General features: G+C 69.2%; 11 protein-coding genes and 3 pseudogenes. 5 read left to right on the top strand and 9 right to left on the bottom strand.

Features of this window, described 5'->3' with window-relative positions:
* Positions 1-78: 78 nt before the first annotated feature.
* The gene (locus ACXJY8_RS08765) at positions 79-1,401 is read right to left on the bottom strand and encodes a lytic murein transglycosylase (RefSeq protein ID WP_463778827.1); all 1,323 of its coding nucleotides are present in this window, start codon (positions 1,399-1,401) and stop codon (positions 79-81) included.
* Positions 1,402-1,675: 274 nt separating this feature from the next.
* Between ACXJY8_RS08765 and ACXJY8_RS08760 the strand changes: the two genes are divergently transcribed.
* Positions 1,676-1,942, top strand: coding sequence for a hypothetical protein (locus ACXJY8_RS08760; RefSeq protein WP_463778824.1), 267 nt, complete (start codon positions 1,676-1,678; stop codon positions 1,940-1,942).
* Positions 1,943-1,952: 10 nt separating this feature from the next.
* Here the strand turns inward: ACXJY8_RS08760 and ACXJY8_RS08755 are convergent, their stop codons facing one another.
* Entirely contained in the window at positions 1,953-2,090 is a 138-nt protein-coding gene (locus tag ACXJY8_RS08755; RefSeq protein WP_463778822.1) for a hypothetical protein, read from the bottom strand.
* A 275-nt stretch (positions 2,091-2,365) separates the two neighbouring features.
* On the opposite strand from ACXJY8_RS08755, the gene ACXJY8_RS08750 reads away from it, so the two are divergent.
* The gene (locus ACXJY8_RS08750) at positions 2,366-3,163 is read left to right on the top strand and encodes a lytic murein transglycosylase (protein ID WP_463778818.1); all 798 of its coding nucleotides are present in this window, start codon (positions 2,366-2,368) and stop codon (positions 3,161-3,163) included.
* A gap of 88 nt (positions 3,164-3,251) precedes the next feature.
* Here the strand turns inward: ACXJY8_RS08750 and ACXJY8_RS08745 are convergent.
* The 5 genes and pseudogenes from ACXJY8_RS08745 to ACXJY8_RS08725 form a co-directional block, all read right to left on the bottom strand.
* Positions 3,252-3,411 (bottom strand): annotated as a pseudogene (locus ACXJY8_RS08745) (IS3 family transposase); the annotation flags it as partial.
* Positions 3,412-3,545: 134 nt separating this feature from the next.
* Positions 3,546-4,460, bottom strand: a pseudogene (locus ACXJY8_RS08740) (IS3 family transposase); the annotation flags it as partial.
* 31 nt (positions 4,461-4,491) lie between these two features.
* A pseudogene (locus tag ACXJY8_RS08735) lies at positions 4,492-4,632 on the bottom strand (IS481 family transposase); the annotation flags it as partial.
* A gap of 247 nt (positions 4,633-4,879) precedes the next feature.
* Positions 4,880-5,212 (bottom strand): hypothetical protein, encoded by a 333-nt coding sequence (locus tag ACXJY8_RS08730; protein WP_463778816.1) that lies wholly within the window; start codon positions 5,210-5,212, stop codon positions 4,880-4,882.
* Between the two features lie 260 nt (positions 5,213-5,472).
* Positions 5,473-7,095, bottom strand: coding sequence for an ABC-F family ATP-binding cassette domain-containing protein (locus tag ACXJY8_RS08725; RefSeq protein ID WP_463778814.1), 1,623 nt, complete (start codon positions 7,093-7,095; stop codon positions 5,473-5,475).
* A gap of 171 nt (positions 7,096-7,266) precedes the next feature.
* Here ACXJY8_RS08725 and ACXJY8_RS08720 point away from each other — a divergent pair, with 171 nt between their 5' ends.
* Genes ACXJY8_RS08720 through ACXJY8_RS08710 form a run of 3 tightly spaced genes read left to right on the top strand, consistent with a single transcriptional unit; the run spans position 7,267 to position 10,676 of the window.
* Positions 7,267-9,165, top strand: a complete 1,899-nt coding sequence (locus ACXJY8_RS08720; RefSeq protein ID WP_463778812.1) for an MHYT domain-containing protein — start codon at positions 7,267-7,269, stop codon at positions 9,163-9,165.
* A gap of 34 nt (positions 9,166-9,199) precedes the next feature.
* Positions 9,200-9,613 (top strand): response regulator, encoded by a 414-nt coding sequence (locus tag ACXJY8_RS08715; RefSeq protein WP_463780484.1) that lies wholly within the window; start codon positions 9,200-9,202, stop codon positions 9,611-9,613.
* 13 nt (positions 9,614-9,626) lie between these two features.
* Positions 9,627-10,676: a sensor histidine kinase gene (locus ACXJY8_RS08710; protein WP_463778809.1), complete on the top strand. Its 1,050-nt coding sequence runs from the start codon at positions 9,627-9,629 to the stop codon at positions 10,674-10,676.
* A 7-nt stretch (positions 10,677-10,683) separates the two neighbouring features.
* Here ACXJY8_RS08710 and ACXJY8_RS08705 read toward each other — a convergent pair whose 3' ends face one another.
* Entirely contained in the window at positions 10,684-12,108 is a 1,425-nt protein-coding gene (locus ACXJY8_RS08705; protein ID WP_463778807.1) for an FAD-binding oxidoreductase, read from the bottom strand.
* 147 nt (positions 12,109-12,255) lie between these two features.
* Entirely contained in the window at positions 12,256-13,266 is a 1,011-nt protein-coding gene (locus ACXJY8_RS08700; protein WP_463778804.1) for a 1-aminocyclopropane-1-carboxylate deaminase, read from the bottom strand.
* Between the last annotated feature and the right edge of the window lie 100 nt (positions 13,267-13,366).

Genomic DNA, 13,366 nt, shown 5'->3' with positions numbered 1-13,366 from the left:
GCCGCCGCGCGGCCTCGGTTTCCCCGGGGCTGCTCTATCGCGGCGCCTCCGGCGCGACCACCGCTAAATCCGTGCGGATCAGGGCCGCGGCTCGGGAGCGGCCAGGATCCGCTCCCGCAGCGGGGCGTCGGCGTAGCCGTCCGGGGGCAGGCCGTTGGCGGCCTGATAGGCGCGGACCGCGGCCCGCGTCCTTGGGCCGATCTTGCCGTCGGCGCTCCCGGCCGCGAACCCGCGCTCGGCGAGCCGCTGCTGGAGCGACCGGACCTCGGCGGTGGTCGGCATCGCGTCGCCGCGCGGCCAGTCCCGGGTGAAGCCCGGCTCGCCGCGCAAGCGGTCCGACAGGTGCGCCACGGAGAGCGCGTAGGCGAGGGCGGTGTTGTAGCGCAGGATGATCCGGAAGTTCGGCTGCAGCAGGAAGGCCGGTCCGCGCGCGCCGGCCGGCAGGATCAGCGTCGCCGTGCCGTCCTCCGGCAAGGCCTGGACCGGGCTCACCCCGAGGGCCTTCCAGGCCGCGATGGTGCGCTCCGTGCTCTCGTCGGCCAGGGCGAGGTCGAACCCGTCCAGCAGCCGCGCCTCGCTGCCCCAGCGCGCACCGGGATGCCAGCCCATCGCCACGAGGTAGTTGGCCGTGGAGGCGAGGGCGTCCGGCACCGAGGTCCAGATGTCGCGCCGGCCGTCCCCGTCGAAATCCACGGCGTAGGCCTGGTAGACCGTCGGCATGAACTGGGTGTGGCCCATGGCCCCCGCCCAGGACCCGGTGAGCGGGCCGGGGGGCGCCTTGTCCTGGGCCTGGATCTCCAGGGCGGCGATCAGCTCGGCCCGCCAGTAGGGCGCCCGCGCCGTCTCGGTGCAGGCCAGCGTCGCCAGGGAGCGCAGGACCGGGCGGACGATCCCGGCATCGTCGAGCACGCTGCCGTAGGTCGATTCGACACCCCAGAACGCCGCCAGGACGAAGCGGTCGACGCCGTACCGGGCCTCGATCGCGTCGAAGGTCGCCGACCATTCCGCCAGCTTGCGCCGGCCCTCGGCGATCCGCGCCTCGGTCAGGTTGGCGTCGAGGTAGGACCAGATCGGCTTGACGAACTCCGCCTGGCCCTGGGGCGCCGCCGCCACCTCGACATCGGGGGAGAGGGCGCGCAGGCCGTCGGCCACCCCGGCGGGGACGCCGCGCGCCTCCGCCTCGGCGGCGATGGCCCCAGTGCAGCGCGCGAAGGCGGACAATGGTGCGTCGGGGGCGGGGGTCGACTCCGCGGAAGTCGTCTCGGCCAAGGTCGTCTCGGCCAAGGTCGTCTCGGCGAACGCGGCCTGGGGCGCGACCGGAACCGGGATCAGGGCGACGAGGACCGGAATCGCGGCGGCACGCCGCACGGGAGGGCCGAAACGTCGCTGGCGCCACCACATGCCGGTCTCCTCACTCCGTCGTCCCGCCGGGACCCTAGCGGCGCGGGCCGGCGTGCGGAAGCGGCCGGGGCCGGCTCGGGTCTCGCGAGAATCCCTGAGGAGGAGAAGCATCCCTGCCGTGAACACCGATCCCTGCGGAACACGCATTCTTGCCGAGAAAAAGCATTGCCGGGGCAAACCGCGCCGGGAATAAGCCGTGGCGCGGCGGCTGCATCGACCCCCGCGGGACCGGCGCGGCGCGAGCCGCGGCCGGGCCAGGAAGGACGACCATGCGGTGCCGCACCCTGCCCGACTGCGCGAGACGGTGCCGATGCTCGTCGCGCTGATCCTGTTCCTGAGCGGGATCGCCCTCGGCCTGACCGTCCGGGTCCTCGTCGCCCTCGGAACGTCCGTCCTCGTCTTCGCCCTCTCGGTGATGGTCTGGACCGCCCGGGGCGACGTCTCCCTCCTCGGGCTGCTCGTGCTCCTCGCCCATCTGGCCGCCCTGCAGGCGGGCTATCTCCTCGGCGCCATCCTGCGCGTGCGCGGCGGCGACGCCTGAGGACTTCCGCTCACCAGAACCAGACTGTCGTCGGGCTGAGCCGGAAGATCGGCCACCACAAGAGCAGGGCCGTGGCGCAGACAACGACGACCAGCACCAGGGGCGGGCGCCGGCTCGCGGTCGGACGGCGTGTCTTGAAGCGGAACATGAGCGGTGCGGCCCGGGACGGTTCGACGTTCGTCTTGGGCTGAACTGCAGGGACCGGGCCGCAGCGACGGCTGATCGGCGCAGAGACCGGAGCGTGCGTCCGGACATCTCTGCGTAACCAAACGCGCGGAAGTGATGGCTGCGGGCCGAATCGCAGGCAAAAATGCCGCAATGAGGCTCGACTCACAGCCGCGTTTGCCGCCTTGCTCCGCGCAAGGGGTTGTCATCGATCCGTGCGGCTCCCAGGACGGGGCTGCGCGGCCAGGGAGTTTTGACATGATCGGACGTGGGTATCGGGCGCCGTGGATCGCGGCGGCCTTCGCGGCGCTCGTCTGCACGACGGGCGGGGCGAGCGCTGCGCAATGCGGGAACAGCGCGGCCGGGTTCGAGGCATGGAAGCGGGAGTTCGCCGAGGAGGCCCGGGGCCGGGCCAGCGCCGCCAGCCTCGCCGCGCTGATGGGCACGTCCTACTCGACGGCGACGATCTCGGCCGATCGCGGCCAGAAGAGCTTCAAGCTCTCCCTCGACCAGTTCCTGGCCAAGCGCGGCGGCAACACGATCGTGTCGCGCGGCCGCGCCCTCAAGGCGCAGAACGCCGCCCTGTTCGACTCGATCGAGCAGCGCTACGGCGTGCCGCCCGGCCCCCTCCTGGCGATCTGGGGCATGGAGACGGGCTTCGGCGCGGTGAAGGGCAACGTCAACACGCTCTCGGCAGTCGCGACGCTGGCCTATGATTGCCGTCGCTCGGCCTACTTCACCGATCAGCTCTACGCCGCCCTCACCCTGGTGGATCGCGGCGTACTGACCCCGAGCACCCGGGGCGCGGCCCATGGCGAGGTCGGCCACACCCAGTTCCTGCCCAAGAACGTCCTGACCTACGGGGTCGGCGGCAGCCTCGACAGCTCGGCCAACGCCCTCAACTCCACGGCGAACTTCCTCAAGGGCCATGGCTGGCGCGCCGGTGCCGGCTACCAGCCGGGCGAGCCGAACTTCGCCGCGATCCAGGGCTGGAACGCCGCCTCGGTCTACCAGCGCGCCATCGCGCTTCTGGGCGAGCGCATCGACCGGAACTGAGCGGCGCCCCGGCCCATCCCATAGAGTTGGGTCGAGCTGAAGGGCTCGCGACCTGGTGATCCTAGCCTCATCTCGCGGACATAGGGGTTTAGCGCGCGTTCTGCTTGGTTTGCTCCGGCGTGATATCGCCGGGGCCGAGTGGATGCGCTGCTGATTGTCCTAGCCGTCATATAAGCGAACAGATCACGGCGGGCCTCGTCGCGAGTCGCCCATTATCGCGGGTGGACCACCTCCATTTTGAGGGTGTGGATACGCTGACGCTGTCCCGGACTCGACGACGGGACAGCGTTCGGTCGCTTTCAGGGCGTGACCGCCAGCCTTCATAGCCGCTGGGGGCGATGTCGTGACCTGACCGGTCTTTTGGCCCGAGCCCATTGGAAGGCTACTGCCTGGTAGCGGCCATGGGTAGCCGGAAGGCCAGATCCGGGAAGGTGACAGGCGCAGGTGGCCGGTAGCTCAAGGACGAATGCGGCCGAACGCAATTGTAGGTATTCTGCCAAATCCCGATCATGGTCTGTGCCTCCTTGAGCGAGCAGAAAATCTCTTGGCATAGGCACTCGTCCTTCAGCTTGCCCTTGAAGCTCTCACGATAGCCATTCTCCCACGGCGATCCTGATGCGATATACTGGATATGCGGACCGGTTTGGGCGACCCATTTCCGCAAAGCCTTCGCGATCATCTCGCTGCGCGGTCCTTCGGTTCCGGGCCGTTGTCGCAGCGGATGTTCTCCGGGATGCCATGCAGGCACATCGCATCGGCCAGCGCCTCGATCACACCCAGACTGTTGATGCGCCGCGCGACCTTCAGCGCCAGGCAGGCGCGACTGTGCTCGTCGATCAGCGTCAGGATACGCAGGCTTCGCCCGTCGTGGGTCTGGCCTTGCACGAAGTCGAAGCTCCAGACGTGATTGCGATGGAGCGGCCGCAGCCGCACGCAGGAGCCGTCGTTCAGCCAAAGACGGCTGCGCGGCCGATGCTTTTGCGGAACCTTGAGCCCCTCACGACGCCAGATCCGCTGAACCCGGTCTTTCCCCACCTGCCAACCCGCTGCCTGCAGCAGCGCGGTGACGCGGCGGTAGCCATAGCGTCCGTACTCGGACGCCAAGGCGACGATGGCGCGGGTCAGCGCATCCTCGTCAGCGGTACCGTGGGCACGTAGCGTTGCGTGCCCCGGTGCTGGCCGACGATCCGGCAGGCGTGGCGCTCCGAGAGGCCGTACTTCTCCTGGATCGCGTCGACTGCCTGCCGGCGTCGCTCCGGGGTTATCAGTTTCCCGCAGCGACGTCCGCCAGCACCTGACCTGTCTGGATGTGAGACCTCCTTGGCGTCTGGACCACGCTTGCGCCATCTGCGGATGGTCTCGGTGGAGACGCCGTAGCGCTTGGCCAGCGCACCGGCGCTCTCGGGCGATCTCGGCCCGAACGCCCGGACAGCTGGGGTAATCCGAGCCTGGGGATGAATGGCGAGCATCAGCGGGCCCTCCTGGCGGTACGGCGGCGCACATCCTCAGGGCGCCGGCGCCACGCATGGGCTTTGAGCGACCAACCCGCCACGCCCCGACGACGTTCCGCAACCACACACCGACCGGCGCAGCCTCGCCGTGCGATGGGAGAACGCTTAATGCAGCGTGATCTTGGAGGCTGCCACGATCAGCGTTTACGCACAGGGCTTGGCCCGCTCGAAAGCGGGCCGCGCCTCAGAGCCGAACGGAAGCCGCTCAGTTGTTGACGGTCAGCGTAGCCTTCGTCACCGGCATCTCGGGCGGCGTCGCGTCCGCGATCTGGCCCGTCGCCGGATGCGGGGTCCGGGCGTTCATCCAATCGGTGCCGATCTGAACGGACAGCATCAGCAGGAGCGCCGCCATCAGAGCGTTCGCAGCCCGCTGGAACGGACGAACGGAGAGCCGAACCGCCGCCTCGAGTCGATCCGCGTCCGTCGCCGCGGAGTTCATCCGGTCCGAGATCGGGAGAAGCCACGGCTCGCTGGGGAGTGCCTGAAGCCCTCCCATTTCGTGAGCGCCCGGCAGGTTCTGGAACAGTCCGCTGGACATATCCGTACTCCTGGTTGGTGAGTGGCAGCCGAGTGTGGGAGGCTGATCGTTCATATTCAGTTAATCTGACTTTTTGTTCATTTCAAGTTCAGGGTCGGAATGCGCGTCTCGTAGATCGTCCGATTTGTGTCCGATGGCACTCTCGAGGCCTGCTCGCGCGACGGTTCCTCCTGTCTCGCTCTGACCAACATCAAGCGGGAAGGCGACGACCGGAGGCGGTCCGATCTCCGTCCAGGCCTGCCGACGGGTTCGGTCGGCGATCAGCTGCGAAGCCCCGGCGCTTCCTGGCCCGTGCGCGCGACGTATTCGGTGTAGCCGCCGCCATACTGGTGGATGCCATCCGGGGTGAGTTCGAGGACGCGGTTCGACAGGGCGGCGAGGAAGTGCCTGTCGTGGCTCACGAACAGCATCGTCCCCTCGTAGTTGGCCAGGGCCGCGATGAGCATCTCCTTGGTGCCCATGTCGAGGTGGTTGGTGGGCTCGTCGAGGACAAGGAAATTCGGCGGGTCGTAGAGCATCCGCGCCATGACGAGGCGGGCCTTCTCGCCGCCCGACAGCACGCGACAGCGCTTCTCCACGTCATCGCCGGAAAAACCGAAGCAGCCCGCCAGCGCCCTGAGCGAGCCCTGGCCGGCCTGCGGGAAGGAATCCTCCAGAAAGCCGAAGACCGTGCGGTCGCCGTCCAGCACATCCATGGCGTGCTGCGCGAAGTAGCCGAGCCTCACACTGCCCCCCACCGCCACGCTGCCGTCGTCGGGTTCCGCGGTTCCGGTGACGAGCTTCAGCAGGGTCGACTTGCCGGCACCGTTGATGCCCATCACGCACCAGCGCTCGCGCCGGCGGATCGAGAAGTCGAGGCCCTGGTAGATCGTGCGGCTGCCGTAGCGCTTGTGTACGTTCTTGAGCATCACGACGTCGTCGCCGGAGCGCGGGGCGGGCAGGAACTCGAAGGCGACGCTCTGGCGGCGCTTGGGTGGCTCCACCCGCTCGATCTTGTCGAGCTTCTTCACCCGGCTCTGCACCTGGGCGGCATGGGAAGCCCGTGCCTTGAAGCGCTCGATGAACTTGATCTCCTTGGCGAGCATCGCCTGCTGGCGCTCGAATTGGGCCTGCTGCTGCGTCTCGTTCAGCGCGCGCTGCTGCTCGTAGAACGCGTAGTCGCCCGAGTAGGTGGTCAGCTGCCCGCCGTCGATCTCGACGATCTTCGTGACGATGCGGTTCATGAACTCGCGGTCGTGCGAAGTCATCAAGAGCGCGCCTTCGTAGCCCTTCAGGAAGGCTTCGAGCCAGATCAGGCTCTCCAGGTCGAGGTGGTTGCTCGGCTCGTCGAGGAGCATGACATCGGGGTTCATCAGGAGGATGCGGGCGAGCGCCACGCGCATCTTCCAGCCGCCCGAGAGCTTGCCGACGTCGCCGTCCATCATCTCCTGCGAAAAGCTGAGACCGGCCAGCACCTCGTAGGCACGGCCTTCGAGGGCATACCCGTCGAGTTCCTCGAAGCGGGCCTGGACCTCGCCGTAGCGCTCGATCAGCGCTTCCATCTCATCGGCCCGGTCGGGATCGGCCAAGGCCTGCTCGACCTCCTTGAGTTCCGCCCCGATCTCGCTGACCGGGCCGGCACCGTTCATGACCTCGGACACGACGGTCCGGCCGGACATCTCGCCGACATCCTGACTGAAATACCCGATGGTGATGCCGCGATCGGCGGCGACCTGGCCTTCATCCGGCTGCTCCTCGCCGGTGATCATCCGGAACAGGGTGGTCTTGCCGGCGCCGTTCGGGCCGACGAGACCGACCTTCTCGCCCCGTTGCAGGGCGGCGGAGGCCTCGATGAAGACGATCTGGCGACCGTTCTGCTTGCCGATTTTTTCGAGGCGGATCATGGGGTCACGCGAAATTGGGCGGGTGCAGCGGCCTTACGGCATGCAGGCGCCCAGCGGTAGTGCAGCGCCGCACCGGACGGGAGCCATCGGGCTCTGGCCGCCGATGGCTCTCGGCGGAGGGACCGGCTAGGGTCGCGTCTTCCTTTCCAGAACGGTCCCCCGCACCCGACGATGGTCCACACCGGCTACAATCCAGCGCTCGTCGCCCTGTCCGTCTCCATCGCGGTGTTCGCGTCCTACACAGCCCTGGACCTCGGGGGCCGCGTCGGCGGTACGGGGTCGAGGCGGCGCTGGGGCTGGATCGCGGGCGCGGCGGTCGCGATGGGCGGGGGCATCTGGTCGATGCACTTCGTGGGTATGCTGGCCTTCGAAATGGGGATGCCGGCTGCCTACGACCTGCCCACCACCCTGCTGTCTCTGGCCCTCGCGGTCATCTTCACGGGCGCGGCCTTCGCCTGGATCCGCCGCCGAAGCGCGACGAAGCGCGACCTTCTGGTGGCCGGCCCCGTGATGGGCCTCGGTGTCGCGGCGATGCACTATACCGGGATGGCGGCGATGCGGGTGCCGGGCAACCTCGCCTATCACTGGCCGGTGGTGGCGCTCTCCGTCCTGATCGCGATCACCGCCGCGACCACCGCGCTCTGGCTTACCTTCCGGCAGAACAGCGTCTGGCAAAAGCTCATCGCGGCCGTCGTCATGGGCATCGCGGTGGCGGGCATGCACTACACCGGCATGGCGGCCGCGACCTTCACCGCCGAAGAGGCGGGGGCCCACGTGGCCCATGCGGCGGTTCTCAGCCACGCTCAGCAGAATCTCGCGCTCGCAGTCTCGGGTGCGACCTTCCTGATCCTCTTCCTGGCGATGCTGGCGTCTTCCTTCGACCAGCAGCGGGTACAGACCGACCTGCGCGCCAGCGAGGCGCGCTTCCGCGCCGCGATCCAGGCCGTGCGTGGGGTGCTCTGGACGAACGATGCCGAGGGGCGAATGGTCGGCGAGCAGCCTGGCTGGTCCGCGATCACGGGCCAGACCCGCGCCGCCTACGAGGGCTACGGCTGGGCCGACGCCGTACACCCGGATGACAAGCAGGCGAGCATCGAGGCCTGGAACGAGACGGTGCGGGAGCGCCGGACATTCGTCCACGAACACCGGGTGCGCTCGGCCGACGGAAGCTGGCGCCACTATGCGATCCGGGCGGTGCCGGTGATGGATGCCCTTGGCGTGATCCAGGAATGGGTGGGCGTGCACACCGACATCACCGAGCAGCGCCTCGCGGAGGCCGAGCTGCGCGAATCCAACGAGGAGATCCAGCGCTACGCCTATATCGTCAGCCACGACCTGCGCGCGCCGCTGGTCAACGTCATGGGCTTCACCAGCGAGTTGGAGGCGACCCGCGAGGACGTCCGCGCGGCTCTCGGTCAGCATCCGCAGGCCGAACGGATCGACGCCGATCTCGGCGAGGCTCTCGGCTTCATCAAGGCGGCCGTGACCCGGATGGAGACCCTGATCGCCGCCATCCTGAAGCTGTCGCGGGAGGGGCGGCGCACCTTCTCGCCAGAGCCGATCGATATGACGGCGCTCCTCAACCGGATCGCCGACGCCCAGCGCCACCAGACCGAGCAGGCGGGCGCCCAGGTGCTCGTCGCGCCCGGCCTTCCGACGATCAAGGCGGATCGGCTCGCCCTCGAGCAGATCTTCGGGAACCTGATCGACAACGCGGTGAAATACCTCGACCCCGCCCGCCCCGGCCGGATCGATATCCGCGCCGACGCCGTCGGCGGGCGCCGGGTCCGCTTCAGCGTCGTCGACAACGGGCGCGGCATCGCCCCACGCGACCATGCCAGGGTCTTCGAACTCTTCCGCCGTTCGGGCGCCCAGGACAAACCGGGCGAGGGAATCGGGCTCGCCCACGTCAAGGCGCTGGTGCGCTCCCTCGGTGGCCGGATCGACGTCGCATCGGAACTGGGGGTCGGGACAACCTTCGGCGTGACGCTGCCGCGCGAGACCGCTACAGGTCTTGGGTCGTCCAGTCTTGGACAGGACGGGCCGCCGGTGCGGCTCGCCGCAGAATAAGGTTCCGGCCAGCGTGAACGCCGTCGAAATCGTCATGATCGAGGACGATGAGGGCCATGCCCGCCTGATCGAGCGCAACATCCGCCGCGCGGGCGTGAACAACGTCATCCTGCCCTTCCGGGACGGGACGTCGGCCCTCGAATACCTCCTCGGCGCCGATGGAACCGGCGAGGCCAGCGCCAAGCGGCATCTGCTCATCCTCCTCGACCTCAACCTGCCGGACATGACCGGCATCGACATTCTCGAGAAGGTGAAGGCGAACCCCCACACCAAGCGCTCGCCGGTCGTGGTCCTCACCACCACGGACGACCAGCGCGAGATCCAGCGCTGCTACGATCTCGGCGCGAACGTCTACATCACCAAGCCCGTGAATTATGAGGGGTTCGCCAACGCGATCCGCCAGCTCGGGCTGTTCTTCTCGGTCATGCAGGTGCCGGAAAACCCATGAAGCCCGCACGCTCATGACCGGACCCGAGCCTGCAGGCCGCGGTCGCGTCCTCTACATCGACGACGACCCCGGCCTGGGGCGGCTCGTGCAGCGCGCCCTCGCGGCGCGGGGCTATGTCGTGGAACTCGCCCTCGACGGCGATGCCGGACTCGTGCGCCTGGGGCAGGGCGGGATCGACGTCGTGGCCCTCGATCATCACATGCCGGGTCAGACCGGCCTCGACATCCTGCCCGCCATCCGCGCGCTGTCGGAGGCGCCCCCGGTGGTCTACGTCACCGGCTCGGAGGACAGCCGCGTGGCGGTGGCGGCGCTCAAGGCGGGGGCCGTGGACTACGTCTGGAAGGACCTCCAGGGCCAGTTCCGCGAGCTCCTCGGCGAGGCCGTCGATACCGCCCTGCGGCAGGAGGCGCTGCGGCGGGACAAGGAGCGGGCCGAGCAGGCGGTGCGGGAGGCGCGCGACCGGGCGGAGATCATGCTGCGGGAGGTGAATCACCGCGTCGCCAATTCGCTGGCGCTGGTGGCGGCGCTGGCGCACATGCAGACCAACGCGGTCGCGGACCCGGCCGCGAAGGCCGCGCTCCGGGAGATGCAGGCCCGGATCTCGGCGATCGCGGGCATCCACCGCCGGCTCTACACCTCCGACGACGTCGAGGCGGTCGACCTCGACGCCTACCTGGCGAGCCTCGTGGAGGAGCTCCAGGCGGCCATGAAGGCGGCCGGGCGCGACCACGCCATCCGCCTCGACGCGGCGCCGGTCCGGCTCGCCACCGACAAGGCGGTCTCGGTCGGCGTGGTCGTCACCGAGCTCGTGACCAATGCCTACAAATACGCCTATCCCCCTGAAGTACCTGGGGAAATCCGGGTCTCCGTCGCCCGCCGCGGCGCCGATGGCCTGACCCTGACGGTGGAGGATGACGGCATCGGCTGGACCGGCGAGGGCGAGCCGCGGGGCACCGGCCTCGGCTCGCGCATCATCCGGGCGATGGCGGCGAACCTGCGCTCGGCCCTGATCTACGGCGGCGGTCCGGTCGGGACCCGGGCGACGCTCTCCTTCCAGGACTGAGCATTCCTCAGACCAGGGCGCCGGCATTCATGATGCCGTCGGGGTCGAGGCTGCGCTTGACGGCCTCGATCAGGCACAGGCGGGCCGGATCGGCGTAGCGTTCGAGCAGGTCGCGCTTGAAGCGGCCGATGCCGTATTCCGCGCTGTATCCGCCCCCGTATTCCAGCGCGATCGCGTAGAGGTCGTGCGCGAAACCCGCCTCGATCTCGCGCGTGAACGCGAGCCGGTCGCGCCCCGGCGGGACGACGAGATTGTAGTGCAGGTTGCCGTCGCCGACATGGCCGTAGACCGAGAGGCGGACGTCCGGCAGGCGCTCGGCCAGCAGGGCGGCGCCGCGGTCGAGGAAATCGGTGAGCCGGGAGATCGGCACCGCGATATCGTGCTTGACCGATCCGCCGGCATGCTTCTCGCCCTCGGGAATCGTTTCGCGCACCGCCCAGAAGGCGCGGCGCTGGGTCTCGGACTGGGCGAGCACCGCGTCGACGACCCAGCCCCGTTCCATCAGGGCTTCGAGGCAGCCCAGCAGGACGTCGTCGAGGGGGATGCGGTCGGAGGAGGCGGTGAGCTCGAGGAGCACCGCACCGCCGGGGCCGGCCTTCAGCCCGGTCTCGGCGCCGCGCATGGCGGTGACGAGGCCGAGGGAGGAGGCCGAGATCAGCTCGAAGGTCGAGGCGAGGTCGGAGGTCTCCCGGCGCACCAGCGCGGCCATCTCGGGGATCGGCGCCCCTTCGGCGAGTTCGAGCCAGGCGGTCGCCCGCTGGCCCTGGGCCGGCCAGAGCTTCAGGACCACCCCGGTGATGATGCCGAGCGTGCCCTCGGCGCCGATGAAGAGCTGCTTCAGGTCGTAGCCGATGTTGTTCTTGCGCAGGGTCCGCATGTCGGAGAACAGCGACCCGTCCGGCAGCACCACCTCCAGGCCGAGGACGAGGTCGCGGGCCATGCCGTAGCGCAGCACCTGGAGGCCGCCCGCATTGGTGCCGAGGTTGCCGCCGAGGCGGCAGCTGCCTTCGGAGCCGAGGCTGAGCGGCAGGAACAGCCCGTCCGCCTCGGCCGCCGCCTGGGCGTCCGCCAGGATGGTCCCGGCATCGCAGGAGAGGGTGAAGTTCAGGGGGTCGACGGCGCGGATGCGGGTCATCCGCTCCAGGCTGACCACGCACTGGCGCCGGCCGGGCTCCGGCGTCGCCCCGCCGACATAGCCCGTATTGCCGCCCTGGGGCACGAGGCCGAAGCCGTGGGTCCGGGCGAGCCCGACGATGCCCTGGACCTCCGCGACGCTGCGCGGGCGCAGCACGGCGGGGGTCTCGCCCTGCATCAGGTCGCGCTGGTCCCGGGTGTAGCGCCCCGTCAGGGCGGGGTCGGCGAGGACCCCGCCGGGGCCGAGCAGGGCCTCGAACGGGGCGAGGGCGTCGCGGTCCGACAGGGATTCCGGCATGGGGGCTCTTCCGGCAGGGCGCTTCGTGGCTGGCCGCGCGCAGAGGTTCGGCCTTCGGGGTCGAACCATGTCGCGCGACCGCGCGGAAGGAAAGCGCTCGCTTTTCAATCGGAGGAGACGTGTCAGCCCCCGGACCGGCCCGGCAACTCAGCCGTTGCGGAAGGTATAGCTGTAGCCGTTGAGCGCCGGGGCGCCGCCGAGATGGGCGTAGAGCACCTTCGAGCCCTTGGGGAAGAAGCCCTTCTGCACGAGGTCGATCATGCCCTGCATCGACTTCCCCTCGTAGACGGGATCGGTGATCATGCCCTCCAGGCGGGCCGAGAGGCGGATGGCCTCGACGGTCTCCTTCGAGGGCACGCCGTAGACCGGGTAGGCGTAGTCCGCGTTGAGCACGATGTCGTCGGCGGTGATGGCCGGGGCACCGATGAGCGCGGCGGTGTTGCGGGCGATCTCGAGCACCTGCGCCTTGGTCTGCGCCGGGGTGCAGGAGGCGTCGATGCCGATGACGTTGCGGGCGCGCCCGTCGGCGGCGAAGCCCACCACCATGCCCGCATGGGTCGAGCCGGTGACGGTGCAGACCACGATGTAGTCGAAGTGCAGGCCCATCTCGGCCTCCTGGGCGCGGACCTCCTCGGCGAAGCCGACGAAGCCGAGGCCGCCGAACTTGTGCACCGAGGCGCCGGCCGGGATCGCGTAGGGCTTGCCGCCCCGGGCCTTCACGTCCGCGATGGCCTTGGTCCAGCTCTCGCGGATGCCGATGTCGAAGCCGTCGTCCACGAGCTGGGTCTCGGCGCCCATGATGCGGGAGAGCATGATGTTGCCGACGCGGTCGTAGACGGCGTCCTCGTGCGGCACCCAGGCCTCCTGGATCAGCCGGCACTTCATGCCGATCTTGGCCGCCACCGCCGCCACCATGCGGGTGTGGTTGGACTGGACGCCGCCGATGGTCACCAGGGTGTCGGCCCCGCTCGCGATGGCGTCGGGCACGATGTATTCGAGCTTGCGCAGCTTGTTGCCGCCATAGGCCAGGCCGGAATTGCAGTCCTCGCGCTTGGCGTAGATCAGCACGTCGCCGCCGAGATGGGCGGTCAGGCGGGGCAGGTGCTCGATCGGGGTCGGGCCGAAGGTGAGGGGATAGCGCTCGAATTTCGACAGCATGGGCGGGGTCCTTCGTGGTCGTCCCGAAAAAGCTAGCAAAGAGCCGGCGAAAGGTGCTCTCGAAATCGAGGCTCGAATTTTGCGATGTCGGCCATGAACC

The organism is Methylobacterium sp. TK31 (genome assembly GCF_055361545.1).
The sequence above is the reverse complement of the archived record's forward strand: the minus strand, read 5'-3'. Positions and strand labels throughout refer to the sequence as shown.

Excerpts from the sequence above, each read along its gene's own strand:
- ACXJY8_RS08700 (WP_463778804.1), bottom strand. The coding sequence starts at position 13,266 with ATGCTGTCGAAATTCGAGCGCTATCCCCTCACCTTCGGCCCGACCCCG.
- ACXJY8_RS08750 (WP_463778818.1), top strand. The coding sequence starts at position 2,366 with ATGATCGGACGTGGGTATCGGGCGCCGTGGATCGCGGCGGCCTTCGCG.
- ACXJY8_RS08705 (WP_463778807.1), bottom strand. The coding sequence starts at position 12,108 with ATGCCGGAATCCCTGTCGGACCGCGACGCCCTCGCCCCGTTCGAGGCC.
- ACXJY8_RS08725 (WP_463778814.1), bottom strand. The coding sequence starts at position 7,095 with ATGATCCGCCTCGAAAAAATCGGCAAGCAGAACGGTCGCCAGATCGTC.
- ACXJY8_RS08765 (WP_463778827.1), bottom strand. The coding sequence starts at position 1,401 with ATGTGGTGGCGCCAGCGACGTTTCGGCCCTCCCGTGCGGCGTGCCGCC.
- ACXJY8_RS08720 (WP_463778812.1), top strand. The coding sequence starts at position 7,267 with ATGGTCCACACCGGCTACAATCCAGCGCTCGTCGCCCTGTCCGTCTCC.
- ACXJY8_RS08715 (WP_463780484.1), top strand. The coding sequence starts at position 9,200 with ATGATCGAGGACGATGAGGGCCATGCCCGCCTGATCGAGCGCAACATC.
- ACXJY8_RS08710 (WP_463778809.1), top strand. The coding sequence starts at position 9,627 with ATGACCGGACCCGAGCCTGCAGGCCGCGGTCGCGTCCTCTACATCGAC.
- ACXJY8_RS08755 (WP_463778822.1), bottom strand. The coding sequence starts at position 2,090 with ATGTTCCGCTTCAAGACACGCCGTCCGACCGCGAGCCGGCGCCCGCCC.
- ACXJY8_RS08730 (WP_463778816.1), bottom strand. The coding sequence starts at position 5,212 with ATGTCCAGCGGACTGTTCCAGAACCTGCCGGGCGCTCACGAAATGGGA.